The sequence below is a fragment of the Phenylobacterium glaciei genome (assembly GCF_016772415.1).
GTDB lineage: Bacteria > Pseudomonadota > Alphaproteobacteria > Caulobacterales > Caulobacteraceae > Phenylobacterium > Phenylobacterium glaciei.
Genome location: NZ_JAGSGD010000001.1, coordinates 1,351,049 through 1,365,498 on the forward strand (window position 1 = coordinate 1,351,049; position 14,450 = coordinate 1,365,498).

The 14,450-nt window shown below is 68.1% G+C and carries 14 protein-coding genes; 10 read left to right on the top strand and 4 right to left on the bottom strand.

The annotated features are described in order from the left end of the window. Nucleotides 1-61 precede the first annotated feature (61 nt). The 6 genes from JKL49_RS06540 (at nucleotide 62) to cckA (ending at nucleotide 6,826) form a co-directional block, all read left to right on the top strand. The gene (locus tag JKL49_RS06540) at nucleotides 62-838 is read left to right on the top strand and encodes an ATP-binding cassette domain-containing protein (protein ID WP_215339149.1); all 777 of its coding nucleotides are present in this window, start codon (nucleotides 62-64) and stop codon (nucleotides 836-838) included. After that, nucleotides 835-2,373, top strand: coding sequence for a glycine betaine ABC transporter substrate-binding protein (locus tag JKL49_RS06545; protein ID WP_215339151.1), 1,539 nt, complete (start codon nucleotides 835-837; stop codon nucleotides 2,371-2,373). Before JKL49_RS06540 ends, JKL49_RS06545 begins: the two co-directional genes overlap by 4 nt. Before the next feature lie 121 nt (nucleotides 2,374-2,494). Then, nucleotides 2,495-2,758, top strand: a complete 264-nt coding sequence (gene fliQ / locus JKL49_RS06550) for a flagellar biosynthesis protein FliQ (RefSeq protein ID WP_215339153.1) — start codon at nucleotides 2,495-2,497, stop codon at nucleotides 2,756-2,758. A 5-nt stretch (nucleotides 2,759-2,763) separates the two neighbouring features. After that, the gene (fliR, locus tag JKL49_RS06555) at nucleotides 2,764-3,522 is read left to right on the top strand and encodes a flagellar biosynthetic protein FliR (protein ID WP_215339155.1); all 759 of its coding nucleotides are present in this window, start codon (nucleotides 2,764-2,766) and stop codon (nucleotides 3,520-3,522) included. A 1-nt stretch (nucleotide 3,523) separates the two neighbouring features. Next, nucleotides 3,524-4,648, top strand: coding sequence for a flagellar biosynthesis protein FlhB (gene flhB, locus JKL49_RS06560; RefSeq protein ID WP_215339157.1), 1,125 nt, complete (start codon nucleotides 3,524-3,526; stop codon nucleotides 4,646-4,648). A 111-nt stretch (nucleotides 4,649-4,759) separates the two neighbouring features. Further along, on the top strand, nucleotides 4,760-6,826 hold the full coding sequence (gene cckA / locus JKL49_RS06565; protein WP_215339159.1) for a cell cycle histidine kinase CckA: 2,067 nt from the start codon (nucleotides 4,760-4,762) through the stop codon (nucleotides 6,824-6,826). 131 nt (nucleotides 6,827-6,957) lie between these two features. On the opposite strand, the gene JKL49_RS06570 is transcribed toward cckA, so the two are convergent. Further along, nucleotides 6,958-7,251, bottom strand: coding sequence for a hypothetical protein (locus JKL49_RS06570; protein WP_215339161.1), 294 nt, complete (start codon nucleotides 7,249-7,251; stop codon nucleotides 6,958-6,960). A 160-nt stretch (nucleotides 7,252-7,411) separates the two neighbouring features. Between JKL49_RS06570 and JKL49_RS06575 the strand changes: the two genes are divergently transcribed. Continuing rightward, a complete protein-coding gene (locus tag JKL49_RS06575; protein WP_215339163.1) occupies nucleotides 7,412-9,433 on the top strand; it encodes a DEAD/DEAH box helicase in 2,022 nt (673 codons plus the stop codon). 119 nt (nucleotides 9,434-9,552) lie between these two features. On the opposite strand, the gene JKL49_RS06580 is transcribed toward JKL49_RS06575, so the two are convergent. Beyond that, nucleotides 9,553-9,768, bottom strand: coding sequence for a hypothetical protein (locus JKL49_RS06580; protein WP_215339164.1), 216 nt, complete (start codon nucleotides 9,766-9,768; stop codon nucleotides 9,553-9,555). Nucleotides 9,769-9,899: 131 nt separating this feature from the next. On the opposite strand from JKL49_RS06580, the gene JKL49_RS06585 reads away from it, so the two are divergent. After that, complete coding sequence (locus tag JKL49_RS06585; protein ID WP_215339166.1) at nucleotides 9,900-10,493, top strand: response regulator; 594 nt, start codon at nucleotides 9,900-9,902, stop codon at nucleotides 10,491-10,493. Continuing rightward, nucleotides 10,490-10,948, top strand: coding sequence for a hypothetical protein (locus JKL49_RS06590; protein WP_215339168.1), 459 nt, complete (start codon nucleotides 10,490-10,492; stop codon nucleotides 10,946-10,948). Before JKL49_RS06585 ends, JKL49_RS06590 begins: the two co-directional genes overlap by 4 nt. Nucleotides 10,949-10,950: 2 nt before the next feature. Here JKL49_RS06590 and JKL49_RS06595 read toward each other — a convergent pair whose 3' ends face one another. Further along, the gene (locus JKL49_RS06595) at nucleotides 10,951-12,579 is read right to left on the bottom strand and encodes an AMP-binding protein (RefSeq protein WP_215339170.1); all 1,629 of its coding nucleotides are present in this window, start codon (nucleotides 12,577-12,579) and stop codon (nucleotides 10,951-10,953) included. A gap of 157 nt (nucleotides 12,580-12,736) precedes the next feature. Here JKL49_RS06595 and JKL49_RS06600 point away from each other — a divergent pair, with 157 nt between their 5' ends. Further along, nucleotides 12,737-13,756, top strand: coding sequence for a calcium-binding protein (locus JKL49_RS06600; protein ID WP_215339172.1), 1,020 nt, complete (start codon nucleotides 12,737-12,739; stop codon nucleotides 13,754-13,756). Here JKL49_RS06600 and JKL49_RS06605 read toward each other — a convergent pair. Next, the gene (locus JKL49_RS06605) at nucleotides 13,753-14,445 is read right to left on the bottom strand and encodes an SOS response-associated peptidase family protein (RefSeq protein ID WP_215339173.1); all 693 of its coding nucleotides are present in this window, start codon (nucleotides 14,443-14,445) and stop codon (nucleotides 13,753-13,755) included. The two genes, JKL49_RS06600 and JKL49_RS06605, sit on opposite strands and share 4 nt — an antisense overlap. Nucleotides 14,446-14,450 lie beyond the last annotated feature (5 nt).

The following is a 14,450-nucleotide window of genomic DNA, read 5'->3' on the forward strand; positions in this document are numbered from 1 at the left end:
CGGGCTTTCTAAACGGCGAACCGGTGTCCACTTCGCCTGAAAGCGCTTTATGGTCTGCGCCATGGCCCAGACCGCGATCGACCTTTCAGGCATAGAGAAACGCTACGCCGCCCATGCCGCTCTGGCGGGGGTGAGCCTTTCCATCGCGCCCGGCGAGTTCGTGGCGCTGGTGGGACCCTCTGGTTCGGGCAAGACCACTCTGCTCAAGACCATCAACGGCCTGGTCACCCCCGACGCCGGGACGGTGCGGATGCTGGGGGAGGACGCGGGCGCGGTGCCGGTCCATGTGCTGCGCCGGCGGATCGGCTACGTTTTCCAGGAGATCGGGCTGTTCCCGCACCTGACGGTCGCCGAGAACATCGCCATCACCCCCAAGCTGCTGGGCTGGGACGCCGAGCGGATCAGCGCGCGGGTGGCCAATCTGCTGGGCCTGGTGGACCTGCCGCGCGAGATGGCGGGCCGGCTGCCGGCGGCGCTGTCGGGCGGACAGCGGCAACGGGTGGGTGTGGCGCGAGCCCTGGCCGCCGAGCCGAAGATCATGCTGATGGACGAACCCTTCGGGGCGCTGGACCCGGTGACCCGCGACCAACTGGGAACCGACTACCGCGCCCTGCACGAGCAACTCGGCCTGACCACCGTCATGGTCACCCATGACATGAGCGAGGCCGTGCTGCTGGCCGACCGTATCGTGGTGCTGAAGGCGGGCGCCATCGTCGCCGACGGGACGCCGGGTTATCTGAGCAATACAAGCGACGACCCCGATGTTCGCGCCCTAATGGACGCGCCGAAACGCCAGGCGCAGCGGCTGGCGGCCCGCCTTTCGGAGACCGCTTCGTGAACCCGCGTCTCGCCGCCGCCTTCGACCTGCTGCCGGAATATCTCGCCTGGCACGTGCTGTTGAGCGCGAGCGCCTTGGCGCTTGGCCTGATCATCAGCCTGCCGCTGGCGGTGGCCGCCAGCCGTAGCCCACGCCTGCGCTGGCCGGTCCTGGCCTTCGCCGGCCTGATCCAGACCATCCCCAGCCTGGCCCTGCTGGCGCTGTTCTATCCGCTGCTGCTGGCGGTCTCGGCGCTGAGCCTGTCGCTGACGGGGCATGGCTTCTCGGCCCTCGGCTTCCTGCCCTCGCTGCTGGCGCTGACCCTCTACTCCATGCTGCCGATCCTGCGGACGGCGACCACCGGCATCCTGGGGGTCGACCCGGCGGTGCGCGAGGCCGCCGACGGGGTGGGGATGACCGCCCGCCAGAAGCTGTTCCAGGTGGAGCTGCCCCTGGCCATGCCGGTGATCATGGCCGGCGTTCGCACCGCCGCGGTCTGGACCATCGGGGCCGCCACCCTCTCCACGCCGGTCGGCCAGACCAGCCTGGGTAACTACATCTTCGCCGGCCTGCAGACCGAGAACTGGGTCAGCGTCCTGTTCGGCTGCGCGGCCTCGGCCGTGCTGGCCATGGCCGCCGACCAACTGCTGGGCCTGATCGAGACCGGGGCGGCCAGGCGCGACCGGCGGCTGATGATCGCCGGGGCGGTGGGGCTGCTGATGGGGATCGTGATCGCCGTCCTGCCGCTGGTCAGCTTCGGCAAGCCGGCCAGCTATGTGGTGGGCGCCAAGAACTTCTCCGAGCAATACATCCTGGCCGAACTGATGGCCGACCGGCTGGAGAAGGCCGGCGCCACGGTGAATCGCAAGGAGGACCTCGGCTCGGCGGTGGCCTATCGCGCGCTGGCCGCCGGAGAGCTCGACGTCTATGTCGACTACACCGGCACGCTCTGGACCAACGTCCTGAACCGCCAGGACAATCCCGGCCGCCAGGCGGTGCTGGACGGCCTGACCACGCAACTGAAGAAGAAGGACGGCGTCACCGTCCTCGGCTCCCTGGGGTTCGAGAACGCCTACGCCTTCGCCATGAAGGCCGACCGCGCCAAGGCCCTGGGCATCGTCAGCCTGGCTGACCTTGCCCGCGAGGCGCCCAAGCTGACGCTGGGGACCGACATCGAGTTCCTGTCGCGGCCGGAGTGGAAGGCGGTCGACGCGGCCTATGGCTTCAAGTTCAAGGCCCAGCGATCCTTCCAGCCGACCTTCATGTACCGGGCGCTGTCGGGGGGCGAAGCCGACGTGATCTCGGCCTTCTCCTCCGATGGGCGGATCGCGGCCGACAAGCTGGTGGTGCTCACCGATCCCAAGGGGGCGCTGCCACCCTATGACGCGGTGATCCTGGTCTCCCCCAAGCGCGCCGGCGACCAGCGACTGATGGCCGCGCTGAAACCACTGGTGGGCTCGATCCCCGTCGCCGCCATGCAGGCCGCCAACTACAGCGTCGACCGCGACACCGCCAAGGCCAGCCCCGCCGAGGCGGCCAGGGGGTTGGAGAAGTAGGGCTCAGGCGCCTCTCCGCCGCTTCGCCAACCGTCTAAGTCCGAGGCCCCGGTAGCCCTTCGTTAACCATGTCTGCGCGAGATGGGGATAGTTCTTCTCCCCTGTTTTCGCGAGGCTCTTCATGAACGGCGCCGAGGTTCTGGACGTCGGTCGCGACGCCATCTGGCTGACCTTGCAGCTCTGCGCGCCGGTGCTGATCGTGGGCCTGGTGGTGGGGGTGGGCGTCGGCCTGATGCAGGCCCTGACCCAGATCCAGGAAGCCACCCTGGTCTATGCGCCGAAGATCGTGGCGATCTTCGTCTCCCTGCTGCTCTTCCTGCCGCTGATGGGCGCCCTGATGAGCAGCTTCATGCGCCATATCGCCGCCCGCATCGCAGCGATGTAAGCCGCGTGGAGCACTACGCCACAGCCCAGCAGGTCTATGTCGGCGGACTGGTGTTCGCGCGGCTGTCGGCGCTGGTCATGCTGATGCCGGGGATTGGCGACACCACCGTGCCGCCCCGCATCCGGCTGGCCTTCGCCTTCCTGATGACCCTGATGCTGATCCCGGTGATCGCCCCCAACCCGCCCGCGGTGCCCGCCGCCATGGGCGCCCTGGTGGGGGGCCTGTTCAAGGAGATCCTGATCGGCCTGATGATCGGCACCATCCTGCGGATTTTCCTGATGTCGCTGTCCACGGCCGGCGAGATCATCTCCATCCAGACGACGCTCTCCTTCGCACAGACCGCGGCGCCGGGGATCGCGCCGGGCTCCTCGACGGTCTCGACCTTCCTGGGCCTGATCGGCCTGACCCTGATCATGACCACCGGGCTGCACCACCTGTTCCTCAGCGCCATCGTGAAGTCCTACACGCTGTTTCCCTTCACCCGGGCCCTGCCGGTGGCCGACTCCGCGACGCTCGCGGTGCAGACGGTGGCCGACTGCTTCAAGCTGGGGGTGCAGCTTTCGGCGCCCCTGCTGGTCTTCTCCCTGGTCTTCAACGTGGCCATCGGCCTGGTGGGCCGGGTGATGCCTCAGTTCCAGATCTTCTTCGTGGCCTCGCCGCTGATGGTGATCTTCGGCCTTTCGATCCTGGCGCTCAGCCTGGGTGTCATCGGCACCGTCTGGATGAGCCGCTACCGCGACCTCCTGATGATCTTCGGCGGCTGAGATGGCTGACGACAGCGATCCAGAGTCAAAAACAGAAGAACCCACAGCCGGGAAACTCAGCAAGGCGCGTGAGGACGGCGACGTCGTCAAGACGCCGGACCTGGCGACGCTGGCCTCCTTCGCCGCCGCCGCCAGCGTGATCGCCGTGGCCGGCAGCGCCATGACCCGCAACCTGGCCGTGGCCCTGGTCCCCTTCATCGCCCACCCGGACTCGATCAGCGTCGAGGGCGGCGGCAGCCAGCAGGTGATGCAGTACGTGATGAAGGCCGGGGCGCCGCTGATCCTGGGGGTGATGGTCGCCGCGGCCCTGGCGGGCATCGCCGGAAACCTGGTTCAGACCGGGATCATGTTCACCCCGAACAAGGTGTTCAAGTTCGACTTCAAAAAAGTCTCCCCCATGGGCGGCCTGAAGCGGATGTTCGGCGTCGACGCCTTGATGCAGTTCGTCAAATCCCTGGTGAAGATCGCCCTGGTGGCCTGGATCGGCTACCTCGTGGTCAAGCCGCACCTGCACGAGTTCACCAACCTCTCGGCCATGGATCCCATGGCGATCCTGCCCTTCGCCCTGAAGATCATCCGTAACCTGGCCTTCTCCATCGCCGCTTTCCTGCTGCTGATCGCCGGCCTCGACTGGTTCTGGCAGCGGCAGCGCTTCATGAAGCGCATGCGGATGAGCAAGGAAGACCTGAAGGAGGAGTACAAGCAGACCGAGGGCGACCCCCACATCAAAGGCAAGCAGAAGCAGCTGCGGATGGTGCGCGCCCGCCAGCGGATGATGCAGAACGTGCCCGGCGCCACCGTCGTCGTCATGAACCCGACCCACTACGCCGTGGCGCTGAAGTACGAGGCCGGCGGCGAGGGCGCGCCTCAGTGCGTCGCCAAGGGCATGGACGCCATCGCCCTGCGCATCCGGAAGGTGGCCGAGGACAACGGCGTGCCGGTCATCGTCGACCCGCCCCTGGCCCGCTCGCTCTACGCCTCGGTGGAGATCGAAGAGTTCATTCCGCAGAAGCACTACGAGGCGGTGGCCAAGATCATCGGCTTCATCATGCAGAGCGAGAAGAAGGCCGAGGCGCCGAAACCCAAGCCGAAGATGACGCCCACCCGCGTCCGGGTTCCCGGATGATTCCGGCCGGGGCGCCCATCCACCGTAAAGCCGCGTAATCTCAGGGCTTCATGTATGCTGAACACCGATTCGCCGGGCCAACCCGTTCAGGGCGCCCGCCTGGGACACCCCATGGCTGAGCCGACCGCAAAACGCCGGTTTGATCCGCTGACCGCTGCGGCGGTGGTGTTCTTCCTCATGGCTGTCGCCTTCGCCGCCGCCCCGGCCATCAATGCCGGCCCCGCCACCCTGGCCGGCCTGATGCTGCTGATCGGCCTGGCCGGCGTCGCCTGCCTGGGCCTGTTCGCCCTGCGCGGCTCCGTCGAGGCCGCCGCCGAGAGCGAGCCCGGCGCCGACAAGCTGATCGAGGCGCTGTCGGAACCCGCCGCCATCGCCGCCGCCGACGGCCGCATTCACGCCGCCAACGGCGCCTGGAAGGCCGTGCTGGGTATGGCTCCGCGCCTGCCCAAGGGCGGGCCTTCCGCCGCTAGCCTGTTCTCGGCGCTCACCGCCGCGCGCCGGGGCGACACCGCCCAGGCCTCGATCCGCACCAACGGGACCGAGCACAACGCCACCATCTCGCCCCTGGGCGCCCGCCGCTTCCTGGTGCGCCTGAACGCCGGTCCCGCCGAGCCCCTGGCCCTGCCGTCGGCGGCCATGGATGTGCTCAACGCCTTTTCCAATGCGATGCCGCCGCCTCCAAAGGTGCTGGACGCCTTCGCCGCGGCCTCGCCCTTCGGCGCGGCCCTGCTGGAGGGCGAGGACCCCTTTGAGTCCACGATCATCGAGGCCAATCCGACCCTGGCCGCCGCGCCGGGCTACGGCGGCGTCGGGTCCATCTTCGGGGATTTGATCGAGACCGCCAGCCGGGCCGACGCCAGCCAGCGGCTGAAGGACGGGACCTCGGGCGGCGGGGCGCTGGAAGTGCGCCTGGCCAAGGACCCCACCAAGATCGCCCACCTCTATCTCTCCAAGAGCGACGGCCGCTGGGTCGCCTATCTGGTGGACGTGTCGGAGCAGAAGCAGATCGAGCTGCAGCTGGCCCAGAGCCAGAAGATGCAGGCCATCGGCCAGCTGGCCGGCGGCGTGGCCCACGACTTCAACAACCTGCTCACCGCCATCTTCATGCAGCTCGACGTGCTGTCGACGCGCCACCCGGTGGGGGACCCCTCCTATGAGGGGCTGAGCGAGATCCGCTCGACCTCGACCCGCGCCGCCGACCTGGTGCGCAAGCTGCTGGCCTTCTCGCGCAAGCAGACCGTGCAGCGCGAGATCCTCGACCTCGGCGAACTGATCAGCGAGTTCGAGGTGCTGCTGCGCCGGGTGCTGCAGGAAGACGTCAAGCTAGAGACCGAGTACGGCCGCAACCTGCCCCACGTGCGCGCCGACCGTGGTCAGCTTGAGACGGCGGTCATGAACCTGGCCGTCAATGCCCGCGACGCCACCCGCATGAACGGCGGCTCCCGCGTCACCATCCGCACCGCCCGGGTCACCGAGGCCGAGGCTCATGCACTGGGCTATCCGTCCGCCCAGGGCGAGCAGGCCTTGATCGAGGTCTCCGACGACGGCCCCGGCATCGCGTCCGACGTGGTCGACAAGATCTTCGACCCCTTCTTCACCACCAAGCCGGTGGGCGAGGGGACGGGCCTGGGCCTGGCCACCGTCTACGGCATCGTCAAACAGTCGGACGGCTGGATCAGCGTCGACTCCAAGCCCGGCGAGGGTGCGGCCTTCCGCATTTTCCTGCCGGTCCATGCCGCGCCGGCCATCGTCGACAAGCCCGTCGTCCAGAAGGCCACCCGCCCAGCGGCGCGCGACCTCTCCGGCGCCGGCCGCATCCTGTTCGTCGAGGACGAGGACGCGGTGCGCGGCGTCGCCGCCAAGCTGCTGCGCGCCCGGGGTTATGAAGTGATCGAGGCGGCGTCCGGCGAGGAAGCCCTGGAACTGGCGCAGGAGCACGCCGGGACCATCGACCTGATGATCTCCGACGTGGTCATGCCCGGCATGCAGGGCCCCGACCTGCTGAAGCACGCCCGGGTCTACCTGGCCGGCGCCCCGGTGATGTTCATCTCCGGCTATGCCGAGGCCGAGTTCTCCAACCTGCTGGAAGGCGAGACCAACGTCTCCTTCCTGCCCAAGCCCATCGACATCAAGACCCTGGCCGAACGGGTGAAGCAGGAGCTTCAGAAGGCGGCCTGACCCCACTCCCTCCTCTTCATGGGGAGGGTGGACGGCGGGCAGCGCCGGACGGGTGGGGGTGAATGGCAGGTATTCCCCACCCCGATCGCTGACGCGATCTGCCCCTCCCCATGACGGGGAGGGAGGAAGAACTAGATCTTCAGCTCGAAATAACCCGTGTCGCTGCCGGGCGTGTAGCCCACCATGGTGATGCGGTATTCCTTGCCGTCGGCGAGGCGCAGGTGGCCGTCGCAGGCCTTGAAGGCGTTGTCGGCGATTTCCTCGGTGGTCATGAAGGAGCCGCGCAGGGACGCTCCGCCTTGGCGCAGGCCGGCCAGGGCGCCGATGATCTCATAGGCCACCGGACCCTTGAAACCCTTGTAGGACAACTCGCCCTCGCCCGTGGTGGTTGGGGGGGTGCGACCGTTCTTCATCGTATATGCCATGGACCGCTAACGGCTGAGCTAGCGTTTCGATCCGCGATCGGGTCGCAAGTATTGCGGAGGATTTCTTAGCTTGAGGCTTGTATAAGCCGCCGCGAGGCTGCATTAGCCGCGCCCCCCGGCGTTCTTCACGCCGCGGCTGACCGATCGGACTATCGACACTATGCCCTTCCCCCCGACACACCCGGCCCTGGAGCGCGCTCTGGCGGCCCAAGGCTACGCCGAGCCCACGCCTGTTCAGGACGCCGTCCTGGCCGAGGAGGCCGCAGGCCGTGACCTGCTGGTCTCCGCCCAGACCGGCTCGGGCAAGACGGTGGCGTTTGGTCTGGCGGCCGGCCCCACCCTGCTGGAGGGGGCTGAGAAGTTCGGACCGGCCGGCGCGCCCCTGGCCCTGGTGATCGCGCCCACCCGCGAACTGGCCATGCAGGTCAGCGTCGAACTGACCTGGCTCTATTCCCAGACCGGCGCCCGGGTGGAGACCTGCGTCGGCGGCATGGATCCGCGCCGCGAGCAGCGCGCCCTGGCCAATGGCGTCCACATCGTGGTGGGCACGCCGGGCCGTCTGAAGGACCACCTGGAGCGCGGCAACCTCGACCTGTCGGCCCTGCGCGTCGTGGTGCTCGACGAGGCCGACGAGATGCTCGACATGGGCTTCCGCGAGGACCTGGAAGAGATCCTGGACTCAGCGCCCGCCGGCCGGCGCACCCTGCTGTTCTCGGCCACCATCGCCCGCGAGATCGCGATGCTGGCCAAGCGCTATCAGACCGACGCCCTGCGCATCGACACCGTCAATCGGCACGAGCCGCACGGCGACATCGAGTACCGCGCCATCCGCGTGGCCCCCAACGAGGTCGAGAACGGCGTCGTCAACGTGCTGCGCTTCTTCGAAAGTCCTTCGGCCCTGGTGTTCTGCAACACCCGCGAGGGTGTGCGCCACATGCATGCGGCCCTGCGCGAGCGCGGCTTCGCCGTGGTCGGCCTCTCGGGCGAGCTCGGCCAGCGGGAGCGGTCCGACGCCCTGCAGGCCCTGCGCGACGGCCAGGCCCGGGTCTGCGTCGCCACCGACGTGGCCGCGCGTGGTCTCGACCTGCCTGACCTCGGCCTCGTGATCCACGCCGACCTGCCGGTGAACAAGGCCGGCCTGCTGCACCGTTCGGGGCGCACCGGCCGGGCGGGGAAGAAGGGCGTCTCCGTCCTGCTGGTCTCCTACACCCGCCGCCGCAAGGCCGAGCAGCTGCTGGCGTCGGCCAATATCGAGGCCGTCTGGCAAGGTCCGCCGACCCCGGAGATGATCCGCGAACGCGACCAGACCCGGCTGCTGGAGGACCCGATCCTCACCGAGCCCCTGGCCGAGGAGGACATGGCGCTGGCCAAGCTGGTGCTGGCCACCCGCACGCCGGAAGAGGTGGCCGCCGCCTTGATCCGCCTGCACCGCTCGCGCCTGCCGGCCGCCGAGGACCTGCACACCGATCCCCGCGACAGCCTGGGTCCGTCGTCGGGCCCCATGCCGCCCCGTGCCGACCGCTGGAGCCCTGACCGCGAAGGCCCGGTTGGCCGGCCTGAGCGTCTGGACCCCAACGAGGTCACCTGGTTCCGCATCAATGTCGGCCGCGCCAAGAACGCCGACCCCAAGTGGCTGATCCCGATGATCTGCCGCCTGGGCCACGTGACCAAGCCGGAGATCGGCTCCATCAAGATCTTCGACCAGGACACCAAGTTCGAGATCGCCAAGCACGCCGAGGCCAAGTTCGCCGCCGCCGTGAAGGCGACCATGAACGACGAGATCAAGATCGAGCCCACCGTGGCTCCGGCCTCGGGCCAGAAGACCGCCCCGCCGCGCGACGCCGGCGGTCCGCCCCGTGGCGCCCCGTCCTCGGACGGCCCGGCGCGGTCCTTCAAGACCGGCCCCCGTCCCGAGTACAAGGGCAAGAGCGAGGGCGGCTACAAGGGCAAGAACGACGGCCCGCCGCCGCGCTCGGAGTACAAGGGCAAGAGTGACGGCCCCTATAAGGGTCCGCCCAAGGAGGGCGGTGGCTACAAGGGCAAGCCCGAGAACTTCAAGGGTCCGCCCAAGGAAGGCGGCGGCTACAAGGGCAAGGCCGAGACCTTCAAAGGCCCGCCCAAGGCCGGCGGCTTCAAGAAGCCCTTCACCAAGAACAAGTCCAACGCCGGGCCGAAGGGGTAACACCCCGCTCACCCCGGCGCAGGCCGGCGCCCAGATACATGTGCCGAATATTGGATTCCTGGCTGAGGCCGTGACCTATGATCTGGGTCCCGGCCTTCGCCGGGATGAGCGGTGGAGATTTACTCCACCCCCGCCACCGTCGGCAGGGCGGCCAGGCCCACCCTCATCCCCTTGACGCTGGGGCCCTTCTCCAGGTCGATCCACTCGTCGAGGGCGTGGGCCCGGCCACCCTTGCCGCCCGAGCCGATGGTGACGGCGGGGGTGCCCAGGCTCATCGGCACATTGGCGTCGTGGGTGGCGGTGACAATGGCGGGTCGGTCGCGCCGACCGGACACTCGCCGATCGCCTTGGCCTCGACGATGTGGCGCATGGCGAAACCTGTGACCAAGTGTCCTTTCATGCCCCCGAACTGGGTAAATGAGGTGTTGAAAAGACCTCGTTTACCGATCCCGGTGCAGATGAGGACATGCAGAGCACCACGCGCCTGAATCTGGAGAACGCCGCCGGCCTGATTGTCGACGACAACAGCCAGGCGCTGGACCTGCTGGCCAGCGTTCTCAGCAGCTTTGGCATGAAGGATCTGCAGCGAGCCTCGAGCGCCATGGAGGCCATGGAGATCGTCAAGTCGCGCCGGGTCGACATCATCCTGACCGATGGACAGATGCCGGTTATGGATGGCTACGCCTTCGTCCGGTGGCTGCGGCACGAGAGCGGCGAGGCGACGCGGACGATTCCGGCCATCGTGGTCACCGCGCACTCGCGTCGCACACAGGTCATGCAGGCCCGCGACTGTGGCGCTAACTTCATCATCACCAAGCCCATCACCCCCAAGATCATCCTGGAACGGATTCTGTGGGTCGCCCAGGGCCGCCGGATGTTCATCGAGACCGATTCCTTCATCGGCCCTGATCGGCGCTTCAAGCAGTCAGGCATGCCAGCTGACTTCCCAGATGGCCGTCGTCGTGACGACAAGCCGGCTGAGGTGGCCTCCATGGCCGGTGATAACCTGTCTCAGGACGAACTGAACAACATGATCGCGCCCCAGAAAGTCGCCCTATGAGCGTCGTCCGCAAGTTCCACGTCACCACCAACCTCTCCAAGCTGATCAAGGCGCCGGGCGGCATGTATGTGCCTGAGGCGCTCAAGCGTGGCGAGGCTGCGGTCGAGGCTTCCCGCGAGACCTCCCTCGCCGAGGTGGACGAGGCTTTGGCGGCCATGGAGGCTCTAGTGGCCGCGCCGGACTTCGATCCGGAGGCGGTCTACAACCAGTCCGCGCGGCTGATCACCTTCTGCGGCGCTTGCTCCGACGACAGCTTGCTCACCGCGGCACGGTCCCTGTGCGAGCTGGTGGATCGCGCGGGCGAGGCTGGCCGTCGCGACGACCGCGGCGTGAAAGTGCACCTGGCCTCGCTGCGACTGCTGCATCGAAGCGAGGCGGACGAGGAAACCCGAAAGGCTATCCTGGCCGGTCTGGCCCAGGTGGTGGACCGCTACGAACGCGACGCCCAGGCCTAGACCTAGACAGATACGCCGAGAGCCTTGAGGGCGCGTTCCTTGATCGCCTTGTAGTCGACCTTGCCGTTGGGGGCGCGGCCGATGGTCTCGACCACCACCAGTTCGCGCGGCGCCTTGTAGGCGGCCAACTGCTCGCGGACATGGGCCGACAGATCAGGCAGGCTCAGCTCCGCCGCCCCATCGGCCTCCACCACCGCGCAGATGCGCTCGCCGAAGCGGGGGTCGGGAATGCCCACCACCACGGCGTCTCGGACGTGGGGATGGGTCTTCAGCGCCTCCTCCACCTCTTCGGGGAAGACCTTCTCGCCGCCGGTGTTGATGCACTGCGAGCCGCGGCCCAGCAGTTTCAGGGTGCCGTCGGCATTGACCATGGCCCAGTCGCCGGGAACGCTCCAGCGCTGGCCCTCGATGATCTGGAAGGTCTTGGCGCTCTTCTCAGGGTCCTTGTAGTAGCCCTGCGGCAGGAAGCCGGTGACCGCCACCAGGCCGCGCTCATTGGAGCCCGGCTGCACGCGCTGACCGTCCTCGGTGAACACCACGCAGTTGGGGCCCAGCATGAAGTCGGCGGTCTTGACCTCCGCCCCCGGCGCCGAGGCCGAGGCGCCGAGGCCCACGGCCTCCGACGAGCCAAAGGAGTCCATGATCATGGCGTTGGTGGCGTGGCGCAGCAGGCCGCGCTTGTTCTCCTGGCTCCACATCGAGCCGGACGAGCTCATCGACTTGACGCTGGAGAGGTCCCAGCGGCCCGGGCTGGCGTCCAAGGCCTCCAGCATCGGGGTGGAGAAGGCCAGGCCGACGATCACCACCCCGTCGGCCTGCAGCCGCTCGACCTCGTTCCACAGCTCAATGGCGCTGAACTGGCGCGAGGGCAGGACGGCGATGGCGCCGCCGAGGTTGAAGGTGATGAAGGCCGAGAACTGGCCGGTGCCGTGCATCAGCGGGCAGCAGACGATGTTCAGCGGCGGGCGCGGGCCGTCGAGCCGGTCGGCGGCCTCCTGCACGCTCTCCAGAGGTGGCACGCCCTGGGCGGCCTGGCCGCCCGCGCCGATGACGTTGAACAGGTCGTCCTGCCGCCACATCACCCCCTTGGGCATGCCGGTGGTGCCGCCGGTATAGAGCAGCAGCAGGTCCTGGGGCGACCGGCCCCACGGCGCCTTGAAGGGTCGCGACGGCGCAGGGGTTGCGACGATGGCGTCATAGTCGTCGGCCCAGTCGGGGACCGGGTGGCCGGGCTCGGCCACGGCGATATAGCGCTTCACGCTGGGCAGACGGTGGCGCAGGCCGTCCAGCATGTCGGCGAACTGGGCGTGGAACACCACCACCTGCGCGTCGGCGTTGTCGAAGAGGTAGACCAGCTCCTCGCCGCCGTAGCGGTAGTTGGTGTTGATCGGCGAGACCCCGGCTTTGAAGGCCGCGTAGTAGACCTCCATGTACTCCGGGCCGTTGTAGAGATAGGCCGCGACCTTGGCGTCGTGAGTGATCCCGGCGGCGACCATGTGGGCGGCCAAGGCGTCAGCGCGGGCGTCGAACTGGCCCCAGGTGATGACCCGCTCGCCCTGGATGAGGGCGGGGCGACCCGGCTGCTTGGCGGCGATCGCCTCCCAGACGTCAGCGAACATCCACGCGCTCATCACATCCTCCCGGGCCGTCTTTTTGTTGGGGGAATTGGTGACCCGGGGGCAGGGGGTGTCAACGGTGACCCGGCGGCGCCTTAAGTCGACCACCCGCTAGACGAGCAGGCTCACCAACCGTAAGACGTGTTATCTGAAGTAAAGCTTAGGGGATAGAATGACCACAGTCGTCGTCGGTAATTTCAGCGTGGATTTCGATCAACTCGACCTCGCCTACCTCCTGTCGGGCGATGTGACGGTCGCCAACGCGATCCAGATCACGACATCGGGCAGCGGGATCAATGACAATTTCTTCGGCAGCTTCACCTATAACGGCCAAGGTCAATTGACCGGCGGGGCCATGACCCGCCTGCAGGAGACCGATTCCGGGCAGGTTGTGTTCGACATCACCGGGACCAATGTTCCGGTTGTCACCTTCCTCCAGTGGGCGGCGGCCGGCCAGAATGAGGCGGCGAAGGCCTACATCCTGGCCGGTGCGGACAGCATTTCCGGCGGCCTCTACAACGACGTCCTGCGGGGCCTGACCGGCGCTGACAGCATCGCCGGTGGCAGCGGCGCCGATACGCTGGACGGCGGCGCGGGGAACGACATCGTCAACGGCGGCGACGGTAACGACCTGATCCTGGGCGGCGCGGACTCCAACTACCTGAGGGGCGACGCCGGTGACGACAGCATCGTCGGCGGGGCCAATTTCGACGATATCAATGGCAACCAGGGCAACGACACCCTGCGCGGTGGCGAGGGCTTCGACTGGGTGGTGGGCGGCCAGGCCAACGACCTGCTGTACGGCGAGGGCGGCGGCGACATCGTCTACGGCAACCTGGGGAATGACACCCAGTTCGGCGGCGACGGTGAGGACTGGGTGCGTGGCGGCCAGGGCAATGACAGCCTCGACGGCGGGGCCGGCAACGACCTGATGTGGGGTGATCGCGGCGACGACACTGTCGCCGGCGGAACCGGCGCCGACACCTTCCACGCCTTCGTCGGCGGCGGCCTGGATCGGATCACCGACTTCAACTACGCCCAGGGTGACCGCCTGGTGCTCGACTTTGCCCCGCCCTACACCGTCAGCCAGGTCGGCTCCGACACGGTGGTGGACATGGGCGGGAGCGACCGCGTGGTGCTCGTCAACGTGACCCTCACCGCCCTGCCAGCCGGTTGGATTTCCCTGGGTTAGAGCGAGCGGCGCAGTTCGCGGGACATCGCCTGTTCCCGGGGTTGCTCGTTCAGCTCATAGGTCCCGGCGGGGGTCTCGGTGACCAGGCCGGCCTTGCCGGGGCCCTCCAGCTTCAGCCAGTCCAGGCCCTGGGCCAGGGTCAGGACGGCGGGCTGGGAGTCCTGCAGGTCGGCGAGGTCCGCGCCAGCCGGACCGGTGACGATGGCGAAGCTTTCCAGCGGGCCATCGGCGGTCTCGGCCTTGTCCCAGATGGCGGCGAAGTAGCGGACCTTGTCGGCGGGGTTCGCGGGCGTCCAGGTCGCCTCCCAGCGGCGCTTGGGCTGACCCTTGCGCCAGCCGGGCGGTTCTCCGTAGACGATGAACGAGGTCAGCGGGACGAGGGCCCGGCGGGCGCCATAGGCCTCCCGGAGGATCGGCGAGGTCTCCAGGGCGTCGACCGGAGCGTTGGCGCAAAGCGTCTTCCAGGCGGAGACGGGACCCTTGTGGAAGGCCGGCACCATCCACCAGCGGCGGGTCACGGCTTCCAGCTCACCGGTGGCGTTCGCTCGGATCAGGAAGGCCAGGTCGGTCGGCTTGACGGGGGCGTCCCAGGGACGGACCGGTGGCGTATCGGCCCAGAAGACCGGGGTGGTCTCGAACCGGCGCAGGTCCTCGCCCGGATGGGCCTTCAGATGGAATTCGATGGTCATGTCGC